The organism is Rhodococcus sp. GQ147 (genome assembly GCF_059759155.1).
In genome coordinates, this window is sequence record NZ_JCAXDU010000013.1 from 113,228 (window position 1) to 132,258 (window position 19,031).

Below are 19,031 nucleotides of genomic sequence, written 5' to 3' on the forward strand. Positions count from 1 at the left end.
TGAAGCGTCGCCGGGTGGCCACGTCTTCGGCTGTCGTTCGGATCGTCGGCCTAAATCTAACTGATGTAGGTTTTAGTGTAAACCCTCGAATGCTTCCGGGAAGACCGTTCGAGGATTGCTCGAAATATCGATGACCATTAGATTCAGTGGTCACAGTCCGGTGTGTGAGGAGCGAACGGAATGATCTCGTATCAATGGTGTTCGGAGCTGGAACCGGAAGATCGGGACGAAGTCCTCGGCCTCGTCGCGGCGGCCGCTGACTTCGACGAGGAGGCAGGCTTCTCGAAGATTCACCCGGCCGACGTCACCGCCACGTCCGACGGGAGTGGGACGATCTTCCACCTCCCGGTCCAGGCGCGGCGCGACCTGAGCGCACGCGAGGACGCCCCGCTGGTTACCGTGGCCTATCTGCACCTGAAGGTCGACGCCGAGGGCTACGGCACCGTGCAATTCGTCGTGCACCCCGACTACCGCTCCCGCGGTGTGGCCACCACGCTCGTGGAGGAGATGGGCCTGGACGCCGCCGTCGAGGGTGGCTGGCAGGGGACCGGGGCGCACGCCCTCCGCTGCTGGGCGTACAGCACCCACCCTGCCGCCGACCGCCTCACCCGGCGGTTCGACATCCGGGCTGCCGGACGGTTATGGACGATCTTCCGGCACCTGTCCGGACCGTTCGCCCATTCGCTGGAGCCCGTCACGGAGTTCGACGACGCCACGATCGGCACCCCTCTCGCACTCGGGGACGCCGCGGCGCGCGAGGCGATCGATCACGTGCTCGACGCGTCCTCGCTCCCGGCGGTGCAACGCGAACGGCTCCTCGACGAGATCCGGCTCGGGAACGGGCATGTCGTCGTCGCCGAGGACGCGTCCGGCAAGCCCGCGGGATTCGTCTGGTACGACCCTGCGCTGTCGATGCATCTCGAACTGCGGGCCGCGTGGATCCGCGCGCTCGTCCTCGCCGACGCCGTCCGCGGATCAGGCCTCGGTGCCGGCCTGCTCACCTCGGCGCTCGGGGCGCTGCGGGGCGCCGGCGCTCAGGTCGGCCTCATGCGGATCGATCCGGACAACGCTGCGGCAGTGCGGATGTGCCGGCTCATGTGGTTCGAGCAGGAAGAGGAGCACTCCTGCTTCCAGGTGGGGGATTGGGTCGGCATTCCAGGCTTCCGGCGCTGACTGCTTTACGAAAAACGCTTTCTGTCAGGTGTTGACCTAAAGCTTGTAGGCGGATATCTTTGTGTTGCGGCTCACACACGCGGGTGGCCGGTCCGCACCGTTCCGGTGCGTTGTCTTCTCGGTCGCTCCGTACGTCGGAGCATGAGATCTCGTCGCGGAGAGGGCCCTCCACGGGTCTACTCGAAGGACGCCTCGCGCCCGCGTTACGTCACGGGAGTCCCCTTCCCTGTCGACGCCGGCTACAACATCCGCTGAACCGAAGGAGCTTTCGCACATGACCACTACCGAAGCGGCGACCCCCACGGTCCCGACGTTCGCAGACCGCGACAAGGTCTTCATCGGCGGCCGCTGGGTCGAGTCGACCGGCAGCGAGTGGGTCGACGTCGTCGACTCGTTCAGTGAGCAGCGTGTCGCCCGCGTCCGCACGGCCACCGCGGAGGACGTCACCCGCGCTGTCGTGGCTGCCCGCGAATCCTTCGACAAGGGCGAATGGGCGTCGAAGACCATGGAGGAGCGCGCCGCCGTCGTCGACGCGATCGCCGACGGCCTCCAGGCGCGGTTCGAGGAACTGACCGCCATCGGTGTCGCCGAGGTCGGCGTCCCGGTCGGCGTCAGCCATCAGACCCAGCAGATGATCGGCGGTCTCTTCCGCGCGGTCGCCGAGGTCGCCCGCAACTTCTCGACGTTCGAGGAACGCCCCCGGATGGGCGGTGGCGTCTCCCGCATCGTGAAGGAACCCACCGGGGTGGTCGCGGCGATCATCCCCTGGAACGGCCCGATCGGGAACATCGCGTTCAAGCTGGCCCCGGCTCTCGCCGCCGGCTGCTCGGTCGTGCTCAAGACGGCTCCGGACGCCCCGCTGTCGCCGTGCATCTTCGCCGACGTCATCGCCGAACTCGTCGAGCAGGGACGCATCCCCGAGGGCGTCGTAAGCGTGGTGTGCGCGGATCGCGAGGTGTCGGAGACACTCGTCACCAACCCCGATGTCGACCACGTCACCTTCACCGGCAGCACCGCCGCAGGACGCCGCATCATGGCACTGGCGAGCGAACGCATCGCCCGCGTGTCGCTCGAACTCGGCGGCAAGTCCGCGGCGATCATCCTCGACGACGCCGACATCGACCACGTCCTGCAGACCCTGCCCATGGGCGGGTGTCTGCAGACCGGCCAGGCATGTATCGCGCTCACCCGGGTCCTCGTGTCGAGGACGCGGCACGACGAGGTGCTCGAGGCTCTGAAGGCCGCTTACGGCGCTCTGCCGCTGGGTAATCCGTGGGAGCCCACGAACTTCCTCGGCCCCCTCGCCACCGAGCACCACCAGCAGCGGGTGCTCGGCTACATCGACATCGCGAAGGAGGACGGCGCGAAGGTCGTGCTCGGCGGTGGCGTCCCCGAGGGCCTCGAGAAGGGCTTCTTCGTCGCGCCGACCCTGCTCGACGGTGTCGCCCCCGACTCGCGGATCGCACAGGAGGAGGTCTTCGGCCCGGTGATCTCGGTGATCACCTACGAGGACGAGGAGGACGCGATCGCGATCGCGAACAACTCGATCTACGGCCTCTCCGGCGCCGTCTACACCGAGGACATCGACCGCGGTTACGAGATCGCGCGCCGCATCCGCACCGGCACGATCAGCGTCAACACCTCGGCCATGGACTTCTCGTTGCCGTTCGGCGGCTACAAGCAGTCCGGCATCGGCCGTGAGGGTGGCCCCGAGGGACTCGAGGAGTTCTTCGAGATCAAGACCGTGCACATGCCCGCCTAGGGACTCCACTGGGGTGGAAGAGCAACGGGGCCTCGCGATTCGCGAGGCCCCGTTGTGCATGCGGGAAACGAATACGCAGCGCCGTCCTCAGGATTGCTCGGCGTCGTCCTCGTTGCGCATCACGCCGTACAGGAAGCTGCGGATCATCTCCTCGAACAGTTGCTTCGAGGTCATCGCGTTCTCAGCGAGGGCTCGCGCGAGCATCGGCCGGGACTCGGGATCGACGTTCGGGAAGATGGTCGACTTCGTGCTCGGGGGGCGCATCGCCTCGGTCAGCACCGCGCCGAGCGTCAGACGCTCCATGCCGTCCAGGATCTGCACGTGCAACCGGGCGGGTACCCCCGAGGCCTCCAGGAAGGCCGCGGTCTCCTCATAGGTGCCGATGAGCACGTCGCGCGGCAGGTACTGCAGCAGGATCGGGGCCGCGTTGCGGTGCTTGAGGATCGATCGGCGCAGGTTGAGACTGAGCGTCACGAAGTACTCGGGCCAGTCCGGGCCGGGCTTGCGGCGGGGCATCGGGCCCGCGCCGGCGATCTGTCGTGCAACCGCGGAGAGGATCTCCGACTTGTCGGAGAAGTGGTGGTAGAGCGAGGGCGCGCGCACCCCGAGATGCTTCGCGAGACGCGGGAGACTGAAGGCTTCGAGTCCTTCGGAGTCGATGATCTCGATGGACGCGGCCACCGCGGCCGCGCGACTGATGAGCGGTTTCGACGGTCGGGCCATGTCTCGCTTTCGGCTGGTACGTCGGGCATCGATGCCCGGTGGCTGCCTGGAATGGTATCGGCTCTCGTCGGCAGGCCTCACGACGTGAGGACGGACCCCTCGAGGAACTCGATCAGGCCCGTGCTCAGCACGTCGTTGTCGTCGCCACTCACCATGTGCCCGGCTCCGCTCACGTCGATGTGCCGGGCCCCCGGGATCAGGTCGAGCAGTTCGTTCGCACCCTCGTCGCTGACGACGTCGGACTGGGCACCGCGGATCAGGAGAGTGGGGACGGTGACGGCGCGGGCGGCGGCCCGGGCGCGTTCCTCCCGGGCGATCTCCGCCGCGATCAGCTTCTCGCGGTCGGAGAGCAGCCGCGGATCCCAGTGCCAGTACCACCGGCCGCCCCGGTGGCGCAGGTTCTTGCGCAGCCCGTCCTTGCGGGGCGGACGCCGACGGTTCGGGTTGTACGCAATGACCGCCTCGAGCGCGTCGTCGAGGCTGTCGAAGCCGTCGAGACCGGCACGCATGAACTCGGTGATCCGGGAGATGCCCTCGAGTTCGGCCCTGGGGGTGATGTCCACCAGGACCAGGGCGCGGACGAGCCCGGGATCTTCCCCCGCCGTGACGAGCGAGGCCAGCCCACCCATGGACGCACCCACCAGGACGGGACTCTCACCGAGGGAGTCGGCGACCGCCCGGATGTCGCGGGCGTGGGCGTCGGGGGAATAGTCGCCGTCGGCGGCCCACTCGCTGTCCCCGTGACCGCGCGCGTCGATCGTGTAGGCCCGCCAGCCGTGCTCGGCGAGCCGACGGCCGGTGCGTTGCCACGAGTGCCGGGTCTGGCCACCGCCGTGCAGGAGCAGCACGGCCCCCTTGTTGCCGTGGTTCCCGGAGGCGTCGGGTCGCCACAGATCGGCGCTCAGACGCAGTCCGTCGCCCCGCAGGTCCATGGTCTCGGTGGAGATGGTCACGAGTCGAGCCCCCTTCGTCGGCGCGGGCAGGTCAATGTCCGGACGTTCCGCCGTCCACCGCGAGCGTCGAGCCCGTGACGTACCCGGAGGCAGGACTCGCCAGGAAGATCACGGCGGCGTCGATCTCGCGCTGAGTGGCGGTGCGGCCCAGCGAACTACCACGCAGGAACTCTGCGAGCGTATCCGACGACATCTCGGAGATGAGGTCCGTCTCGACGAAGCCGGGTGCGACGGCATTGACCCGTATGCCCTTGCGTTGCGCCCACTGGTGTGAGAGGTCGCGGGTCAGTCCGATCAGTCCCGCTTTGCTCGCGGCGTACGCGGCCTGGGGGAGAACCGACTTGATCAATCCGAGCATGCTCGCGACGTTGACGATGCTCGAACCGGGTTCCATTACTCGTGCACACGACTGGGCGGCCCAGTAGCTGCCCATGAGATTGACGTCGAGCACCGAGCGGAAATCTTCGGGCCGTTCATGTGTGGCCGGTGCGGCATGGGTGACACCGGCATTGTTGACGAGAATGTCGAGTCGGCCGAACTCCTCGATCGTGGTGCGCGCGACCATCTCGCACTGTTCCGGGTCGGTGACGTCGGTGGGAACGACGAGGCAACGACGACCGGCGTCCTCGACGGTCTCGGCGACAGCTTCGAGCCGATCACGTCGTCGTGCTGCGACGACCACGTCGGCGCCCGCCTCGGCGAGTGCCCGCGCGAAGCCGGCTCCCAGCCCGCTGCCGGCTCCCGTGACGACGGCGACACGGCTGTCGAGCCGGAAGAGATCGAGTACCGAACCCGTCTCGGGGGCGATGTCTGTCGAGGTCATGGGCGTCTCCCTGGGCTGTTGCGGAACGGACTCCCGGCGGACTGTTGCGTCCCATAAAACTAATTACATAAGATTATATGGCACGTGAAGTCCAGGGAAGCGAGACGCCGATGACTGCAGACCCCGCTACCGGCAACCGCAAGTTGCAGGTGATCGGCAAGGACGTGCTCGCGGACGGTGTCGTCGCCGTGCGACTTGCCGATCCGGACGGCAATCCTGTCCCCGCGTGGGATCCCGGTTCGCATATAGACCTCGTCATCGACGAATCGACCGTGCGGCAGTACTCGTTGTGCGGTGACGTCGAGGATCGCACGTGTCTGACGGTCGCCGTGCTCCGCGAGGAGAACGGCCGAGGAGGGTCGCGCTGGGTGCACGATTCGTTGCAGATGGGCGACCTCGTCGGCATCGGTGGGCCGCGCAACAACTTCCGGTTCGACACCACCTCCGACTGTCTCTTCGTCGCAGGCGGAATCGGCATCACGCCGTTGCTCCCGATGCTCCGCGCCGCCGACGCGGCGGGAGTGAACTGGCGGTTGTTGTACGGCGGACGAACCCGCAGCAGCATGGCCTTCGCCGACGGTCTCGCCACCGGTCATCCGGATCGCGTGGAGATCAGGCCGCAGGACGAGTTCGGGCTCCTCGATCTCGCCGGCACGCTCGACGCACTGCCGGAAGGCTCCTCGGTCTACTGCTGTGGGCCGGAACCGCTCCTGCAAGCGATCGAGGACGCATGTCGTGCCCGGATCGGAATCACCCTTCATGTCGAACGTTTCGCAGCCAAGGAACGATCCGCCGACGCGGTCGACGGCACCTTCGAGGTCGAACTCGCGCGATCCGGCGTCGGCATCACGGTCGGGACCGACGAGTCCCTGCTCGATGCTGTGTTGCGGTCCGGGGTCGACGTGCCGTTCTCGTGCCGGGAGGGGACATGTGGCACGTGCGAGGTTACGGTGATGCACGGAGAGCCCGATCATCGGGATTCGGTCCTGACCGAGGGCGAGCAGGCCGCGAACGACTGCATGATGATCTGCGTGTCCCGGAGTCGGACACCGAAACTCGTCCTGGAGTTGTAGACATATAACACGTCCGACGATGATCCGTGCGGATTATTTCAGTTTACAAAATATGATTGACGTCTCATGTAATACCGGATAGCGTGTGCGTCACGGAGTCGGGGGCGGCCGCCGCTTCGGTGCATCCCCTCGAAGTTCTTGCCGAACAACTTTGTTCGGCAGAACTTGTGTACCGATTCCGAGACGCCGCCCCCGCCCGCATCAGCATTGCGCCGACATACCGGTGCGACTCACGAAAGGGAACCAGCATGGCTTCCACCGTCGGTTCGGCCCTGCATTGGTGGGCGAAGACCAAGGGAGAGCAGAACGCGATCGTCGTTGCGGACGAAGCACTCACCTACCGAGAACTCCAGGATTGGTCCAGCCGTGTCGCGCGCACCATCGTCGACCGGGGCGTCGAAGCCGGACAACGTGTCGGCGTACTCGGCCCGAACTCGTTGACGTGGCCCGTCGTCGCGCTGGGTGTGCTCAAGGCCGGCGCGGTGCTCGTACCGCTCAACCCGCGCTACAAGCCGGCCGAACTCCGCAAGGTCGCAGACGATTCGGGCCTGACCCTGGTGGTCACCCCGAGCGAGTTCACGACGGTCGTCGACGATGCCCGCGCTCTCGGCGATACCTTCGACATCCTCGAATTCTCCGACATCGTTCCCCTGCGCGAGGGTGGGCAGGACGACTTCCGCATCGACGTCGGGCCCGACGAACCGACGGCCGTGTTGTTCACCAGCGGCTCCACGGGTATGTCGAAGGGGGTCATCTGCACCAACCGGACATTGCTCAACATCGTCTTCGAAGCGACCCTCACCGAGGAGGGTTTCCGTCCCGGCTCGACCTCGCTCCTGGTCCTCCCGCTGGTCTTCACGCCGGGCCTTGTCTGGGGCCTGGTCATGACCACCGTGCTCGGCGGCACCCTCGTCGTGGAGAAGGAACTCGATCCGAACCGCGCCGCGAGGCTCCTCGGTGAGCACAACGTCCAGGCGATCTTCGGTGTACCGCTCATCTTCGACGCGATCTCGCGGTCTCCCGAGTTCGAGAAGGCAGACCTGTCGTCGTTGCGGACCGCCATCGTCGGGGGTGCCGCCGTCGCGCCGGTACTGCTGAAGCGATGGGCGGACAAGGGCGTTGCGCTGCGCCAGATCTACGGCATGACCGAGGCCGGTGGCGTCGCCACCGCCACTCTCGTGGCCGAAGCGTTCGATCATCCGGATTCGTGCGGCTCGGGCTCGATCTTCACCGAACTCAAGGTTGTGCGCGACGACGGCACCGAAGCGGCACCGGGGGAGGAGGGCGAGATTCTCCTGCGTGGTCCGGGCGTGACTCCCGGCTACTGGAACGACCCCGATTCCACCGCGACCGCTCTGCGTGACGGATGGCTGCACAGCGGTGACCTGGGTACCCGCGACGCGGAGGGCCGCGTCAAGTTCGTGGACCGGCTCAAGGACCTCATCATCACCGGCGGAATCAACGTCTCGCCCGTGGAGATCGAACGCGTCATCGGCGAGCTCCCGGGTGTCCAGGAAGTCGCTGTGATCGCTGCGTCCGACGAGCGTTTCGGCGAGACTCCCGCGGCCATCGTCACCGTCGAGAACGGTGTCGACGAAGCGACGATCATCGAACACTGCGACCGGCTCATGGCGGACTACAAGGTTCCGCGCTACGTCGTGATCCGCGACGAGCCCCTGCCGCGGCTCCCCAGTGGCAAGCTGTCGAAGACGGCGATCCGATCCGAGTACAAGGACGTCGCCGATCGATTCGACAAGGTCCGCTGAGCCTTCGCTCGGAGGACCCGGGAAAGGAGCCACCGTGTCCGAGACCGGTACCGAGAACTCGGTAGTTCTCGAACGTCACGGCGAGATTGCCGTGATACGACTGAACCGCCCCGATCGCCTCAACGCGTTCACCGACGAGATGGGTGAACGGCTCATCGCACTGTTCGACGAGACGGATGCCGACGACGACGTGCGCGCCGTCGTCGTCACCGGAACGGGGCGGGGGTTCTGCGCCGGTGCCGATCTCGCGGCCGGGGGAGACACGTTCGTCCTCGGCGACGACCCCGAGACGGGTGGGGCACCGCCGGATCTGGGCGGACGTGTCACTCTGCGGATCTACCGGTCGCTCAAGCCCGTGATCGCGGCGATCAACGGCCCGGCCGCAGGCGTGGGGGTGACGATGACGCTTCCGGCCGACGTCCGCATCGCCGCGGATACGGCGAAGTTCGGGTTCGTCTTCACCCGTCGAGGCCTGGTTCCGGAGGCATGCTCGACGTGGTTCCTGCCGCGGGCCGTCGGGATCTCGACCGCGGTCGAATGGACTGTGGGCGGAAAGATGGTGCCGGTCACCGAGGCTCTCGAGCGGGGCCTCGTCCGCGAAGTGCTGCCGGTCGGACAGCTCCTCGACCGAGCCATCGCGATCGCGCGGGAGATGGTGTCCGGTACGGCACCGGTCTCGGTAGCGCTGACCAGGCAGTTGATGTGGCGGATGCTCGGGGCGGCCGGCCCCGAGGTCGCACACCGCGCCGAGTCGATCGGTATTCACGTGCGAGGCACGTCCGACGACGTCAGGGAGGGTGTCGAGGCATTCCTCGACAAGCGCGAACCGAAATTCCCGAACCGCGTCTCGGACGGTCTGCCGGAGCTGTTCGATCTGTAACGACGGCCGGCTCGGCCGGTCGATGGATCCGCTCACTCGGCCCTCTCCCGGACTCGGGAGAGGGCCGAGTCGTGTCCGAGGCGGTTACCATGGGCGCAGCGAGCACTCGGTGACAACTGACGAATCTTGTAACATCTGCCGTGTACACGGCAACGACAAGGCAGGAGCTGCGGCATGGCGCGACGGCGGTCGAGTGTCCTCGGCGACGACGCGGAAACAGCGCGCGGCAAGATCCTGAAGGCCGCCGAGGCGATGTTCCTGCGTTACGGGGTCGTGAAGACGACCATGGACGACATCGCGAAGGAAGCCGGAGTCTCGCGACCGACGGTGTACCGCTATTTCGGAGATCGCGACTCGCTGATCATCGCGTTGATCGAGACGAGATCGCGCCGGCTCTTCGACAAGGCTCGCGACTATCTGCGCGAACGGTCGACGTTCGCCGAGCAGATCGTGGACGGTCTGATCTTCCTCGTCGACCGCGGACGCCAGGATCCCATCGTTCGGCTGATCGTCAGTCCCGAGCACATGGACATGGCCACTGCGCTGGTGGGCAGCAGTGGGCTCGCGGCGCGGTTGACCTACGAGATGTGGGCTCCTCTGCTGGAAGAGGCCCGTGCCCGCGGTGAGATCCGTGACGGACTCACCGACGAAGAGATCTGCCAGTGGATCGCTCTGGTGCAGCTCATCCTGGTGGGGCGCATGGACTTCAACTCCGACGACGATCCCGACAACCGTCGGATGCTCACCAATTTCCTGTTGCCGTGCATCGTCGACGATGCGCCGCCGGCGCGGCGTCCTCGTGCAGCGGCCGCCCGTCGCTCGCGCGGGTAGTTCACAAGTCCGACGCAGTCTTTCACGCGTCGACCCTTCGACCGGGTGCGTCCACCGCGCCCGGTCCTCCGCGTTTTCGCCGACTCTTTAGGGCTTGTCCGACAAGACGCGTCGCCACGACAGGGCGAATCAATTTACAAATTTCGATTGACGTAACATGGAACATGTGGGTAATCTGGGTCACATAGATCGGACGCCGACCGATCGAGTTCTCGAAAGGTCGGTAACGGTCGAACTGTGCCGAAGGATCACCCTGTCCGGCGGCACATCCCGATTCTCGCGTTTCATCCACCGGGCATAGGAGCCCGGCCGGAACCGGGTGTGCATCGGCACTGTCCGCCGAGGCGGCGCAAGTGATTTCGGTGCCGCTGCGTGCATCCGCTACTTTCCCGTGATCGTCTGTCGGGGAAGAGACTTCGGCCGGATTGCTAGGCAGGCAACGTTCGAAAGGACTGGACAGAACTATGTCCGATCTTCGTCAGCAGGTGCAGCGACTCGTGGTGGATATGTCGGTCTGTGCCGGGCACGGGCTGTGCTACTCCACCTCTCCGCAACTGATCGACTGTGACGACCAGGGTTACCCGGTTGTCCTGCACGACCTTTCGTCGGACGACGACGTGCGCGCAGCAGAAGCCGCCGTCATCGTCTGTCCCGAACGAGCACTCACCATCGAACCCCGCTGAGGGGCCGACCCAGAGGAAGATTCATGACAACTACAGAGAAGGCAGTACCCGAACACCTGGTGGTCGATTTCGACATCTACGACCAGTCCCTCGCGCAGCCGGTCGACAACGTTCAGCAGCGAGTTGCGGAGCTGTCAGCCAAGGGACCCGTCGTGTACTCCACGGCTCACGGCGGTCACTGGATTGTCACCCGCTACAAAGAGATCCACGAGGTCCTGCGCGACCCCGACACATTCTCCAGCTACCCCAACAACCTCGTCACGGGTCCGGCCGGCATGGGCAAGCTCGTTCCCATCGAGCTCGACCCGCCGGAGCACACGGGTTACCGGCTCGCTCTGCAACCGCTGTTCAGCCCCAACCGGATGAAGGCTCTGACGGATCAGATCCGCGATCTGGTCAACGAGCTGATCGACGGTTTCGCCGGAAAGGGTGAGGCCGAATTCATCTCGGAGTTCGCTCACGAGCTTCCGGCCCGGGTCTTCCTCGCTCTCATGGACTGGCCTCTCGAGGACGCTCCGCTCTTCACCGAGGCCACCGACATCATCCTCATGGGCAAGCCGGGTCTGAACGAGGAAGAGAATCAGCAGGCGCGCGCCACCGCCGGATTCGAGATGTTCGGCTACTTCCACAAGATGGTGCAGGAACGTCGCGAGAACCCGGGCGACGACGTCACGTCGACCCTCATACACACCGAGGTGGAACTCGAGGACGGCAAGCGGCTGCTCACCGACGAAGAGCTCTACCGCATGCTCTTCCTGCTGCTGATCGCCGGACTGCACACTGTGCAGGGCTCGCTCGCGTGGGCGATCATCCATCTCGTGAACAATCCCGAACAGCGTCGCGCGCTGATCGAGGACGAGTCGCTGATCCCGACGGCGGTGGAGGAGATTCTGCGTATCGAGGCAGCCGTGATCCCGGGACGCCGCGCGACCCGCGACGTCGAACTCGGCGGCGTACGGATCAAGGAGGGCGACCAGCTCATCCTTACGCTGTGCTCCGCGAACCGTGACTCGGACGAGTTCGACGATCCTGCCGAGCTGCAGCTCGATCGGCACCCCAACCGTCACCTCTCCTTCGGTGGTGGTCCGCATCGTTGCATCGGCTCGCACCTCGCACGCATCGAGTTGTCGCTGGCTCTCGAGGAACTTCATCGCCGGATTCCGGATTATCAGCTGGTCGAGAACGATCCGCCGATCCTGCACGCCAGCCAGGTCCGCGGGTGCATGCGCCTGCCGATCACGTTCACTCCGACGGCATGATCCGTCGCTCACGCGCCGGTGCCGAAAGGGTGCCGGCGGGTGGGTAGAACGTCCCTCCACTACAATCGTCAATCAAAGGTAAAGGTTTCGGTGAGGGAGGGTGCATGGCGCGACGTCAGAGCGTCCTCAGCGACAATGCCGAGACCGCTCGTGCCCAGATCCTCGCCGCCGCCGACAGCGCGGTCGAGCGTTTCGGGGTCGCCAAGACCACGATCGACGACGTGGCCCGCGAAACCGGTGTCTCCCGACCGACGATCTACCGTTACTTCCGAGACCGCGACACCCTCATCACCTCGCTGATCGAAACCCGTGCGCGTCGGCTCTTCGAGGATGCGCAGGCCTACGTCGCCGACCGCGAGTCCTTCGCCGACCAGGTGGTCGACGGCCTGCTCTACCTGGTCGACCGCGGCCGACGCGACCCGGCGATCCGTCTGATCGTCAGCCCCGAACATGTCGATCGCGGCACCGCCCTGGAAGGAAGTTCCGAACTCGCGGCGCGTCTCACTTTCGAGATGTGGGCGCCGCTGCTCGAGACGGCGCGCGAGCGTGGTGAGATCCGCGACGGAATCACCGATGCGGAGATCTGCAAGTGGATCACTCTGGTGGAGTTGATCCTCGTAGGTCGCATGGATTTCGACGATCCCGTCGGTGAGGCCAACCGGAGCCTGTTGACCAACCTGCTGCTGCCGGGCATCACCACCGGCGCCGCAAGCATCGTTTCGTAATACGACTGCAGTGCCGATCGGCCGCGACTCCTGCATCCGGCCGTTCGTGACGCATCGCGAGAACTCGCCGCACGCCGCGTAGTTCCGCACCTTCTCCTGCCGTTACGCGCATCTGCGCGAACGAAACCCTTTCCCCCGTAACAACGCAACCGATCGTGCGCGGGAGGAAATCGTCGTTCCGAAAGGTGAGCTGTCATGTCCGTGGATCCACCTTCACTCGTCGTCACGCTCGGAGCCGCCGTAGGGGCACTCGTCCTCGGTGTCGATCCCCAGATCGGAGCCGAGCAGGCCGCAGCCGTATCGCATGCCGTCGAACAGGGTGCGAGCCAGGTGATGGACGGGATAACCGCAGCAGTCGACGCCCTGCCGGAAGACGCCCGTGTACCGGCAGAGCAGATCGTCGCCGAGACCACCGAGCGGTTGCGGACCGATCTCGAAGCGCTGCTACCGGACGAGAGACGATCCGACCCCGGTGACACTCCGGAACCGGACGAACCAGTCGAAAACCACGAAACCATACAGCAATTCGCAGCCGGAGCCGCCGTATCGGCCACTCCCGTCGGGCCGGCAGTCCTCGTCCCGCCGTCGACCTTTCCGCTCGCGTCGAGCGCCGCCACCGCACCGATCGGTGCCATAGCCGTGTTCGCTCCGTGGCTGAAGAAGGCGGGTGCCATCTGTGACGGCATCACCGCGCCTGTGCTTGCCGCGCTGTACTCCGTCGAGAACGGTTTCCGATACGGTTCCACCGCGCCCGTCTCGCCTGCCGGCGCACTCGGACCGGGACAGTTCATGCCCGGTACCTGGGCGGTCTACGGCAAGGATGCGGACGGCGACGGCAAGGCCGACGTACGCGGGGTCGCCGACCCGGTCATGGCATCCGGTCGCCTGCTGTGCGACAACTGGAACAGGATCGAACAGTGGAAGAAGGACGGCCGGGTCGTCGGCGACACGCTGTCGCTGACACTTGCCGCCTACAACGCCGGCGTCGGAGCCGTACTGAGATCCGGGGGGATGCCCAGCGGTCTGCCCGATTACGAGAACCAGACCAAGCCGTACGTGGCGAAGATCCTGGCGGCGCGACCGGCTTTCGAACGCATGCTCTCACCGTTCCTGGCCCTCGAACTCCCGGCAGGCGACGACCTCGGCCGGCAGGTGCTCGAGCAGGCATTCCGCTATCTCGGCCTGCCGTACGTGTGGGGTGGTGGAAACATCCAAGGCCCTACGGGCGGTGGATTCGACTGTTCCGGGCTCACGTCGTTCGCACTGCACGCCGCCACCGGAACCGTGCTGCCCCGGACATCGGAGACCCAGTGGAAGGTCGGCGTCGAGGTCCCGATGGACCAGGCGCGGCCCGGTGACCTCGTCTTCGGCAACTGGCAGGTCGGTGGACCGGGCCACGTCGGCATCTACCTGGGTGAAGGTCTGATGGTGCACGCGCCGACCACAGGCGACGTGGTGCGCATCGGCGAGGTCTTCCCCGATATGCGAGCACGTCGCATCGTCTGATCGTCCGTCCACATCGAGGAGTGGTGAAACGATGGCCCACATAGTGACTCAACCGTGTTGCAAGGATGCCGGGTGCGTCGCCGTCTGCCCGGTCGATTGCATCCACCCGACGCCGACGGAACGGCTGTTCCGCCCGTCGGAGATGCTCTACATCGACCCGGAGAAATGCATCGACTGCGGTGCGTGCGTCGACGAGTGCCCGGTCGACGCGATCGTACCGCCGGAGGACATCACCCCCGGGATGCAGCCTTTCGTCGAGATCAACGCCGCGTACTACCAGGACAACCCGGTGCCCGGGCCGGACCCCGAGCCGCAACCGATCGAGGTGAAGGCGGCGCCCGGAGTCCTACGGGTCGCCATCGTGGGCAGTGGGCCGTCTGCGAGTTATCTCGCCGAGTCCCTCGTCGCGAATCGTCGCCTCCCGGTGGAGATCTCGATCCTGGAGAGGCTTCCGGTTCCGGGAGGGCTCGTACGGTTCGGTGTGGCACCCGATCACCCGTCCACCAAAGAGGTCGCGTCCGGCTTCCTGCGCACTATGGGACGGAAGAACGTCGACATCTTCCTCGGAGTGGAGGTCGGTACACACCTCACTCACGACGATCTGCTGCGCCACCACCATGCGGTGGTCTACGCCTCGGGGACGAGCGGCGACCGTGCCTTGAATGTGCCCGGCGAGGACATGCCGGGAAGTGTCTCGGCCCGCGAGTTCGTAGCCTGGTACAACGGTCATCCCGACCATGCGAACCAACGATTCGACCTGTCCTGTGAACGTGCGGTGATCGTCGGCAACGGAAATGTCGCGCTCGACGTGGCCCGCATCCTCAGTAGCGACGTTTCACGCCTCCTGAAGACGGACATCGCCGCCCACGCACTCGAAGCCCTTGCCGCGAGCCGTATCCGTGAAGTCGTGGTACTGGGACGCCGAGGGCCGGCACATGCGGCGTTCAGTACTCCCGAGTTGCTGGGCCTGACCGATCTGCCGGGGGTGAGCGTCACGGCGTCGCACGCGTTCGTGGCCTCCACCGCGCTGGACCGGATCCGAGCAGACATCCTCACCCGTTGTGCGGCGGAAGCGGCCGTGCCGGGGGATCGTCGTATCCATCTGCAGTTCCTCCGTTCGCCGGTGGAGGTCCTGGGAACGGAACGCGTGGAGGGCCTGCGTGTCTCGGTCGACGATCCCGAAACGGACGGAGGAGTCGAGGACGTCGCAGCCGGATTGGTACTGCGCTCGATCGGCTTCCGGGGTTCCCCGATCCCTTCCGTGCCCTTCGACGCGGAGCGCGGCACGATCCCACATCGGGCGGGAGCCGTCGTGGAATCGGGAACCGGTGCGCCGGTGTCCGGCGTCTACACCGCCGGCTGGATCAAGCGAGGTCCGAGCGGGGTCATCGGTTCGAACAAGTCGTGCTCCGCGGAGACCGCGGCGTCGATCGTCTCGGACTTCGTCGGTGGTCGACTCCGTGAGCCGCAGGGCGGCCGACAGTCGTTCTCGGACTTCGTTGATGCTGTCCGGCCCGGACGTATCGATCTGCAGGGTTGGCGCCGTATCGACTCGCACGAGAAGAGTGCAGGCCGTGCCGTCGGACGTCCGAGGGTCAAGCTTGTGGACCGTGACGAGATGGTCTCGGTCGCTCTGGGAGAGGCCGTCGCCGCGAGATGAACCGGTGATCGCACTGCTGTCGATATGTCCGCTTCGTTCCCGTTTTCCGAATCCTCTGTCGGAAGCAAGGATTCGGTCGACGCGAAAGCGTAGATACGATTGACAAATCCCGTACTTTGAATCACAGTTGTCGTGCGTAGGGACTTGGGTCACATCCGGTAACCACGTTCTGCTCTTGTCCACCAACGAGAGTCGCCGGCGCGGCCGGACCTGGACGCACTATCCGTTGAAAGCTGCCGTCGACGGCACATGCCGTTACGACGAGACACGTGGGAGGAACCGATGGGTGTCGAGGTTTCCGTCGAGGGGCTGACCAAGTCCTTCGGCTCGCAACGTATCTGGCAGGACGTGACGTTGACGTTGCCGGCCGGTGAGGTCAGTGCGCTGCTCGGTCCGTCGGGTACCGGCAAGTCGGTGTTCCTCAAGTCGTTGATCGGTCTGCTGCGCCCGGAGGAGGGCTCGATCGTCATCGACGGCACCGACATCCTGCAGTGCTCGAGCAAGGAGCTCTACGAGATCCGCAAGCTGTTCGGGGTGCTGTTCCAGGACGGGGCGTTGTTCGGGTCGATGAACCTCTACGACAATGTCGCCTTCCCGCTGCGCGAGCACACCAAGAAGACCGAGTCCGAGATCCGGCAGATCGTGATGAGCAAGCTCGAGCTCGTCGGTCTGCTCGGCGCCGAGGACAAGCTGCCCGGGGAGATCTCCGGGGGGATGCGCAAGCGCGCCGGCCTGGCCCGCGCGCTGGTGCTCGATCCGGAGATCATCCTGGTCGACGAGCCGGATTCGGGTCTCGATCCGGTGCGCACCACCTACATTTCGCAAACGTTGATCGATATCAACGCGGAGATCGATGCGACGATCCTGATCGTGTCGCACAACATCAATCTGGCGCGCACGGTGCCGGACAACATCGGGATGTTGTTCCGTCGGCAGTTGGTGATGTTCGGTCCGCGTGAGGTGTTGTTGACCTCGGACGAGCCGGTGGTCAAGCAGTTCCTCAACGGCACGATGATCGGTCCGATCGGGATGTCGGAGGAGAAGGACGAGGCGACGATGGCGCACGAGCAGGCGCTCGTCGATGCCGGTCATCATGCCGGGGGTGTCGACGATGTCGAGGGGATCGTGCCGCAGATGCAGGCGACGCCGGGGATGCCGGAGCGGCAGGCGGTGGCGCGTCGGCAGGAGCGGGTGCGGTCGATCCTGCACACTCTGCCCCCGGCCGCCCAGCAGGCCATCCTCGAAGACCTCGAGCACACACCGGTACCGTCCGCCCGCCACGCATTCGCGGGATCCGACGCGCCCACCGAACTCATTCCCGTGGTCTCGCGATAGTTCTCCCACCGCACGCGACCGGCGACGGACTCGTGGACGAGCATCCGCCGGCCACGGACGACCAGAAAGGTACAGACGAGTGAGAACTCGCAGTTGCAGGCTCGCGCCTCGACGCCGTGAGGTGATCGCGCGATGACCGCCGAAGCGGCACTCACCTCCCCGATGGCGGATTCCCGCCGTCGACCCATCGTCCCGGCAGGAATCCGCCGATACCTGATCGAGAAGCCTGCGGCTTCACTGGCCACCATCGGACGCTCGGCACGACTCGGAGGCAACGTCGTCCGCTACGCCGTCACCGACACCATCGCGTGGCGACTGCCGGTGCGAGAGGTCATCGAGCAGATGTGGGTCCTTCTCAAGGTTACCGCCCTTCCCGCTCTGCTCATGGCCGTCCCGATCGGTGCCGAGGTCTCGGTGCAGGTGGGCGGCATCATGAATCAGGTCGGCGCCAACTCGCTCGCCGGCGCCGCCAGCGGTCTCGGTGTCGTCGGACAGGGTGCACCGATGGCCGCCGGACTGTTGATGAGTGGGGCCGCAGCGTCCGCCATCGCCTCAGATCTCGGCGCACGATCGATCCGCGAGGAGATCGAAGCGATCCGTGTAATGGGTATCGACCCGGTCCAGCGGCTCGTGATGCCGAGATTCCTGGCCATGCTCGCGATCGCCCCGATGTTGTGCATCATCACCATCTCCGCGGGTGTTGCTGCAGGACTGACCATCTCGGCGAACGTCAACGACGTCGTGCCGGGCAGCTTCTGGCAGTCGTTCGGTGCCTTCGCCACCCCGACCGATCTCGTGTTCTCCGTGCTCAAGTCCGTCGTCTTCGCGGCCATCGTGGTGTTGATCGCCGGCCTGCGCGGACTCGAGGCCAAGGGCGGACCCACCGGTGTCGCGAACGCCGTCAACGCCTCGGTCGTCCTCAGCGTCTTCTGCATCTTCATCGCCAACCTCGTGGTGAGCCAGCTGCAGCTGATGTTCTTCCCGGCCCGGTTGGCGTGATGACGACCGGAACACCCGCGAATCGCGGGAACACCGGCTCGGCACTGTCCCAACTCGGTGCCAGGTTCGTGAAGCGAATCCGATCGGGAGTCGAGGAGGTCGGACAGGTCGTCCTGTTCACCGCCCGAACGGTCTACCTGCTGCCCAAGACCGTGAAGCACTACCGTAAGCAGACCGTCACCACCATGAACAACATGGCCTGGGGCAACGGATCGCTCGTCGTCGACGGTGGTGTGATCAGCCTGATGTTCTTCCTCGGCATCGCTGTCGGTGCCGTGGTCGCCATCCAGGCGTTCATGGCCTTCGACCTGCTGGGATTCGGTGCGCTGACAGGCATCATCGGTTCTTTCGGCAACGTGCGCGTCATCGCACCGATCATCACGGGCATCGGCTTCGCGGCCCAGGCCGGCTGCCGGATGACCGCCGAGATCGGCTCGATGCGCATTTCCGAAGAGATCGATGCGACGGAATCCATCGGACTGCAGGCGATTCCCTTCGTCGTGGGTCCCCGCCTGATCGGCAGCATGCTTGTGGTGCTGCCGGGTTACCTCATGGCTCTCGTCGTCGCGTTCGTCACCGGCGGTGTCGTCGTGAAGACCTTCCACGACCAGCCCAGCGGGACCTACGACCATTACTTCGCGCAGTTCCTCAACCTTCCCGACCTCGCAGCGTCGGTCGTCAAAGCCCTGATCTTCTGCGCAGTGGTCACGATGATCCACTGCTACTACGGCTATTTCGCCTCCGGTGGGCCGGCAGGAGTGGGTTCCGCGTCCGGTCGGGCCATCCGCGCCAGCCTCGTTGCGATCGTCGTACTGAACTTCGTAATGACCGTCATCATCTGGGGCCTGAGCCCGGAACTCGTCTTCAAGGGATGAGGAAG

17 protein-coding genes are annotated in these 19,031 nt (G+C 65.6%); 14 read left to right on the top strand and 3 right to left on the bottom strand.

Annotated elements, in window-relative coordinates:
• Nucleotides 1–180 precede the first annotated feature (180 nt).
• Together AC6CID_RS16050 and AC6CID_RS16055 are read left to right on the top strand one after the other, a co-directional pair.
• Nucleotides 181–1,173 (top strand): GNAT family N-acetyltransferase, encoded by a 993-nt coding sequence (locus AC6CID_RS16050; protein WP_064060849.1) that lies wholly within the window; start codon nt 181–183, stop codon nt 1,171–1,173.
• Nucleotides 1,174–1,447: 274 nt separating this feature from the next.
• Entirely contained in the window at nt 1,448–2,935 is a 1,488-nt protein-coding gene (locus AC6CID_RS16055) for an aldehyde dehydrogenase (protein ID WP_064060848.1), read from the top strand.
• A gap of 87 nt (nt 2,936–3,022) precedes the next feature.
• Here AC6CID_RS16055 and AC6CID_RS16060 read toward each other — a convergent pair whose 3' ends face one another.
• The 3 genes from AC6CID_RS16060 to AC6CID_RS16070 all read right to left on the bottom strand — a co-directional run bounded on the left by AC6CID_RS16060 (nt 3,023) and on the right by AC6CID_RS16070 (nt 5,434).
• Complete coding sequence (locus tag AC6CID_RS16060; RefSeq protein ID WP_064060847.1) at nt 3,023–3,658, bottom strand: TetR family transcriptional regulator; 636 nt, start codon at nt 3,656–3,658, stop codon at nt 3,023–3,025.
• 77 nt (nt 3,659–3,735) lie between these two features.
• Nucleotides 3,736–4,611: an alpha/beta fold hydrolase gene (locus tag AC6CID_RS16065; protein ID WP_064060846.1), complete on the bottom strand. Its 876-nt coding sequence runs from the start codon at nt 4,609–4,611 to the stop codon at nt 3,736–3,738.
• 31 nt (nt 4,612–4,642) lie between these two features.
• Nucleotides 4,643–5,434, bottom strand: coding sequence for an SDR family NAD(P)-dependent oxidoreductase (locus tag AC6CID_RS16070; protein ID WP_064060845.1), 792 nt, complete (start codon nt 5,432–5,434; stop codon nt 4,643–4,645).
• A gap of 110 nt (nt 5,435–5,544) precedes the next feature.
• Between AC6CID_RS16070 and AC6CID_RS16075 the strand changes: the two genes are divergently transcribed.
• From AC6CID_RS16075 to AC6CID_RS16130, 12 genes are all read left to right on the top strand, one after another.
• Nucleotides 5,545–6,507 (top strand): PDR/VanB family oxidoreductase, encoded by a 963-nt coding sequence (locus AC6CID_RS16075; protein ID WP_064060844.1) that lies wholly within the window; start codon nt 5,545–5,547, stop codon nt 6,505–6,507.
• A gap of 248 nt (nt 6,508–6,755) precedes the next feature.
• Nucleotides 6,756–8,273 (top strand): class I adenylate-forming enzyme family protein, encoded by a 1,518-nt coding sequence (locus AC6CID_RS16080; RefSeq protein WP_064060843.1) that lies wholly within the window; start codon nt 6,756–6,758, stop codon nt 8,271–8,273.
• A gap of 34 nt (nt 8,274–8,307) precedes the next feature.
• Nucleotides 8,308–9,153 carry an enoyl-CoA hydratase-related protein gene (locus AC6CID_RS16085; protein ID WP_064060842.1) on the top strand — a complete coding sequence of 282 codons (846 nt, stop codon included), beginning with the start codon at nt 8,308–8,310 and terminating at the stop codon, nt 9,151–9,153.
• A 174-nt stretch (nt 9,154–9,327) separates the two neighbouring features.
• Complete coding sequence (locus tag AC6CID_RS16090; RefSeq protein ID WP_064060841.1) at nt 9,328–9,984, top strand: TetR/AcrR family transcriptional regulator; 657 nt, start codon at nt 9,328–9,330, stop codon at nt 9,982–9,984.
• A 464-nt stretch (nt 9,985–10,448) separates the two neighbouring features.
• Complete coding sequence (locus AC6CID_RS16095) at nt 10,449–10,667, top strand: ferredoxin (protein ID WP_064060840.1); 219 nt, start codon at nt 10,449–10,451, stop codon at nt 10,665–10,667.
• 23 nt (nt 10,668–10,690) lie between these two features.
• Complete coding sequence (locus AC6CID_RS16100) at nt 10,691–11,926, top strand: cytochrome P450 (protein ID WP_064060839.1); 1,236 nt, start codon at nt 10,691–10,693, stop codon at nt 11,924–11,926.
• 104 nt (nt 11,927–12,030) lie between these two features.
• Nucleotides 12,031–12,651 (top strand): TetR/AcrR family transcriptional regulator, encoded by a 621-nt coding sequence (locus AC6CID_RS16105; protein ID WP_064060838.1) that lies wholly within the window; start codon nt 12,031–12,033, stop codon nt 12,649–12,651.
• Between the two features lie 195 nt (nt 12,652–12,846).
• On the top strand, nt 12,847–14,157 hold the full coding sequence (locus AC6CID_RS16110) for a C40 family peptidase (RefSeq protein WP_064060837.1): 1,311 nt from the start codon (nt 12,847–12,849) through the stop codon (nt 14,155–14,157).
• A 31-nt stretch (nt 14,158–14,188) separates the two neighbouring features.
• Nucleotides 14,189–15,817 (top strand): 4Fe-4S binding protein, encoded by a 1,629-nt coding sequence (locus AC6CID_RS16115; RefSeq protein WP_064060836.1) that lies wholly within the window; start codon nt 14,189–14,191, stop codon nt 15,815–15,817.
• 282 nt (nt 15,818–16,099) lie between these two features.
• The gene (locus AC6CID_RS16120; RefSeq protein WP_064060835.1) at nt 16,100–17,152 is read left to right on the top strand and encodes an ABC transporter ATP-binding protein; all 1,053 of its coding nucleotides are present in this window, start codon (nt 16,100–16,102) and stop codon (nt 17,150–17,152) included.
• Between the two features lie 132 nt (nt 17,153–17,284).
• Complete coding sequence (locus AC6CID_RS16125; RefSeq protein WP_498354193.1) at nt 17,285–18,151, top strand: MlaE family ABC transporter permease; 867 nt, start codon at nt 17,285–17,287, stop codon at nt 18,149–18,151.
• Nucleotides 18,151–19,026 (top strand): MlaE family ABC transporter permease, encoded by an 876-nt coding sequence (locus tag AC6CID_RS16130; RefSeq protein WP_081263426.1) that lies wholly within the window; start codon nt 18,151–18,153, stop codon nt 19,024–19,026. Before AC6CID_RS16125 ends, AC6CID_RS16130 begins: the two co-directional genes overlap by 1 nt.
• The last annotated feature ends 5 nt before the right edge of the window (nt 19,027–19,031 follow it).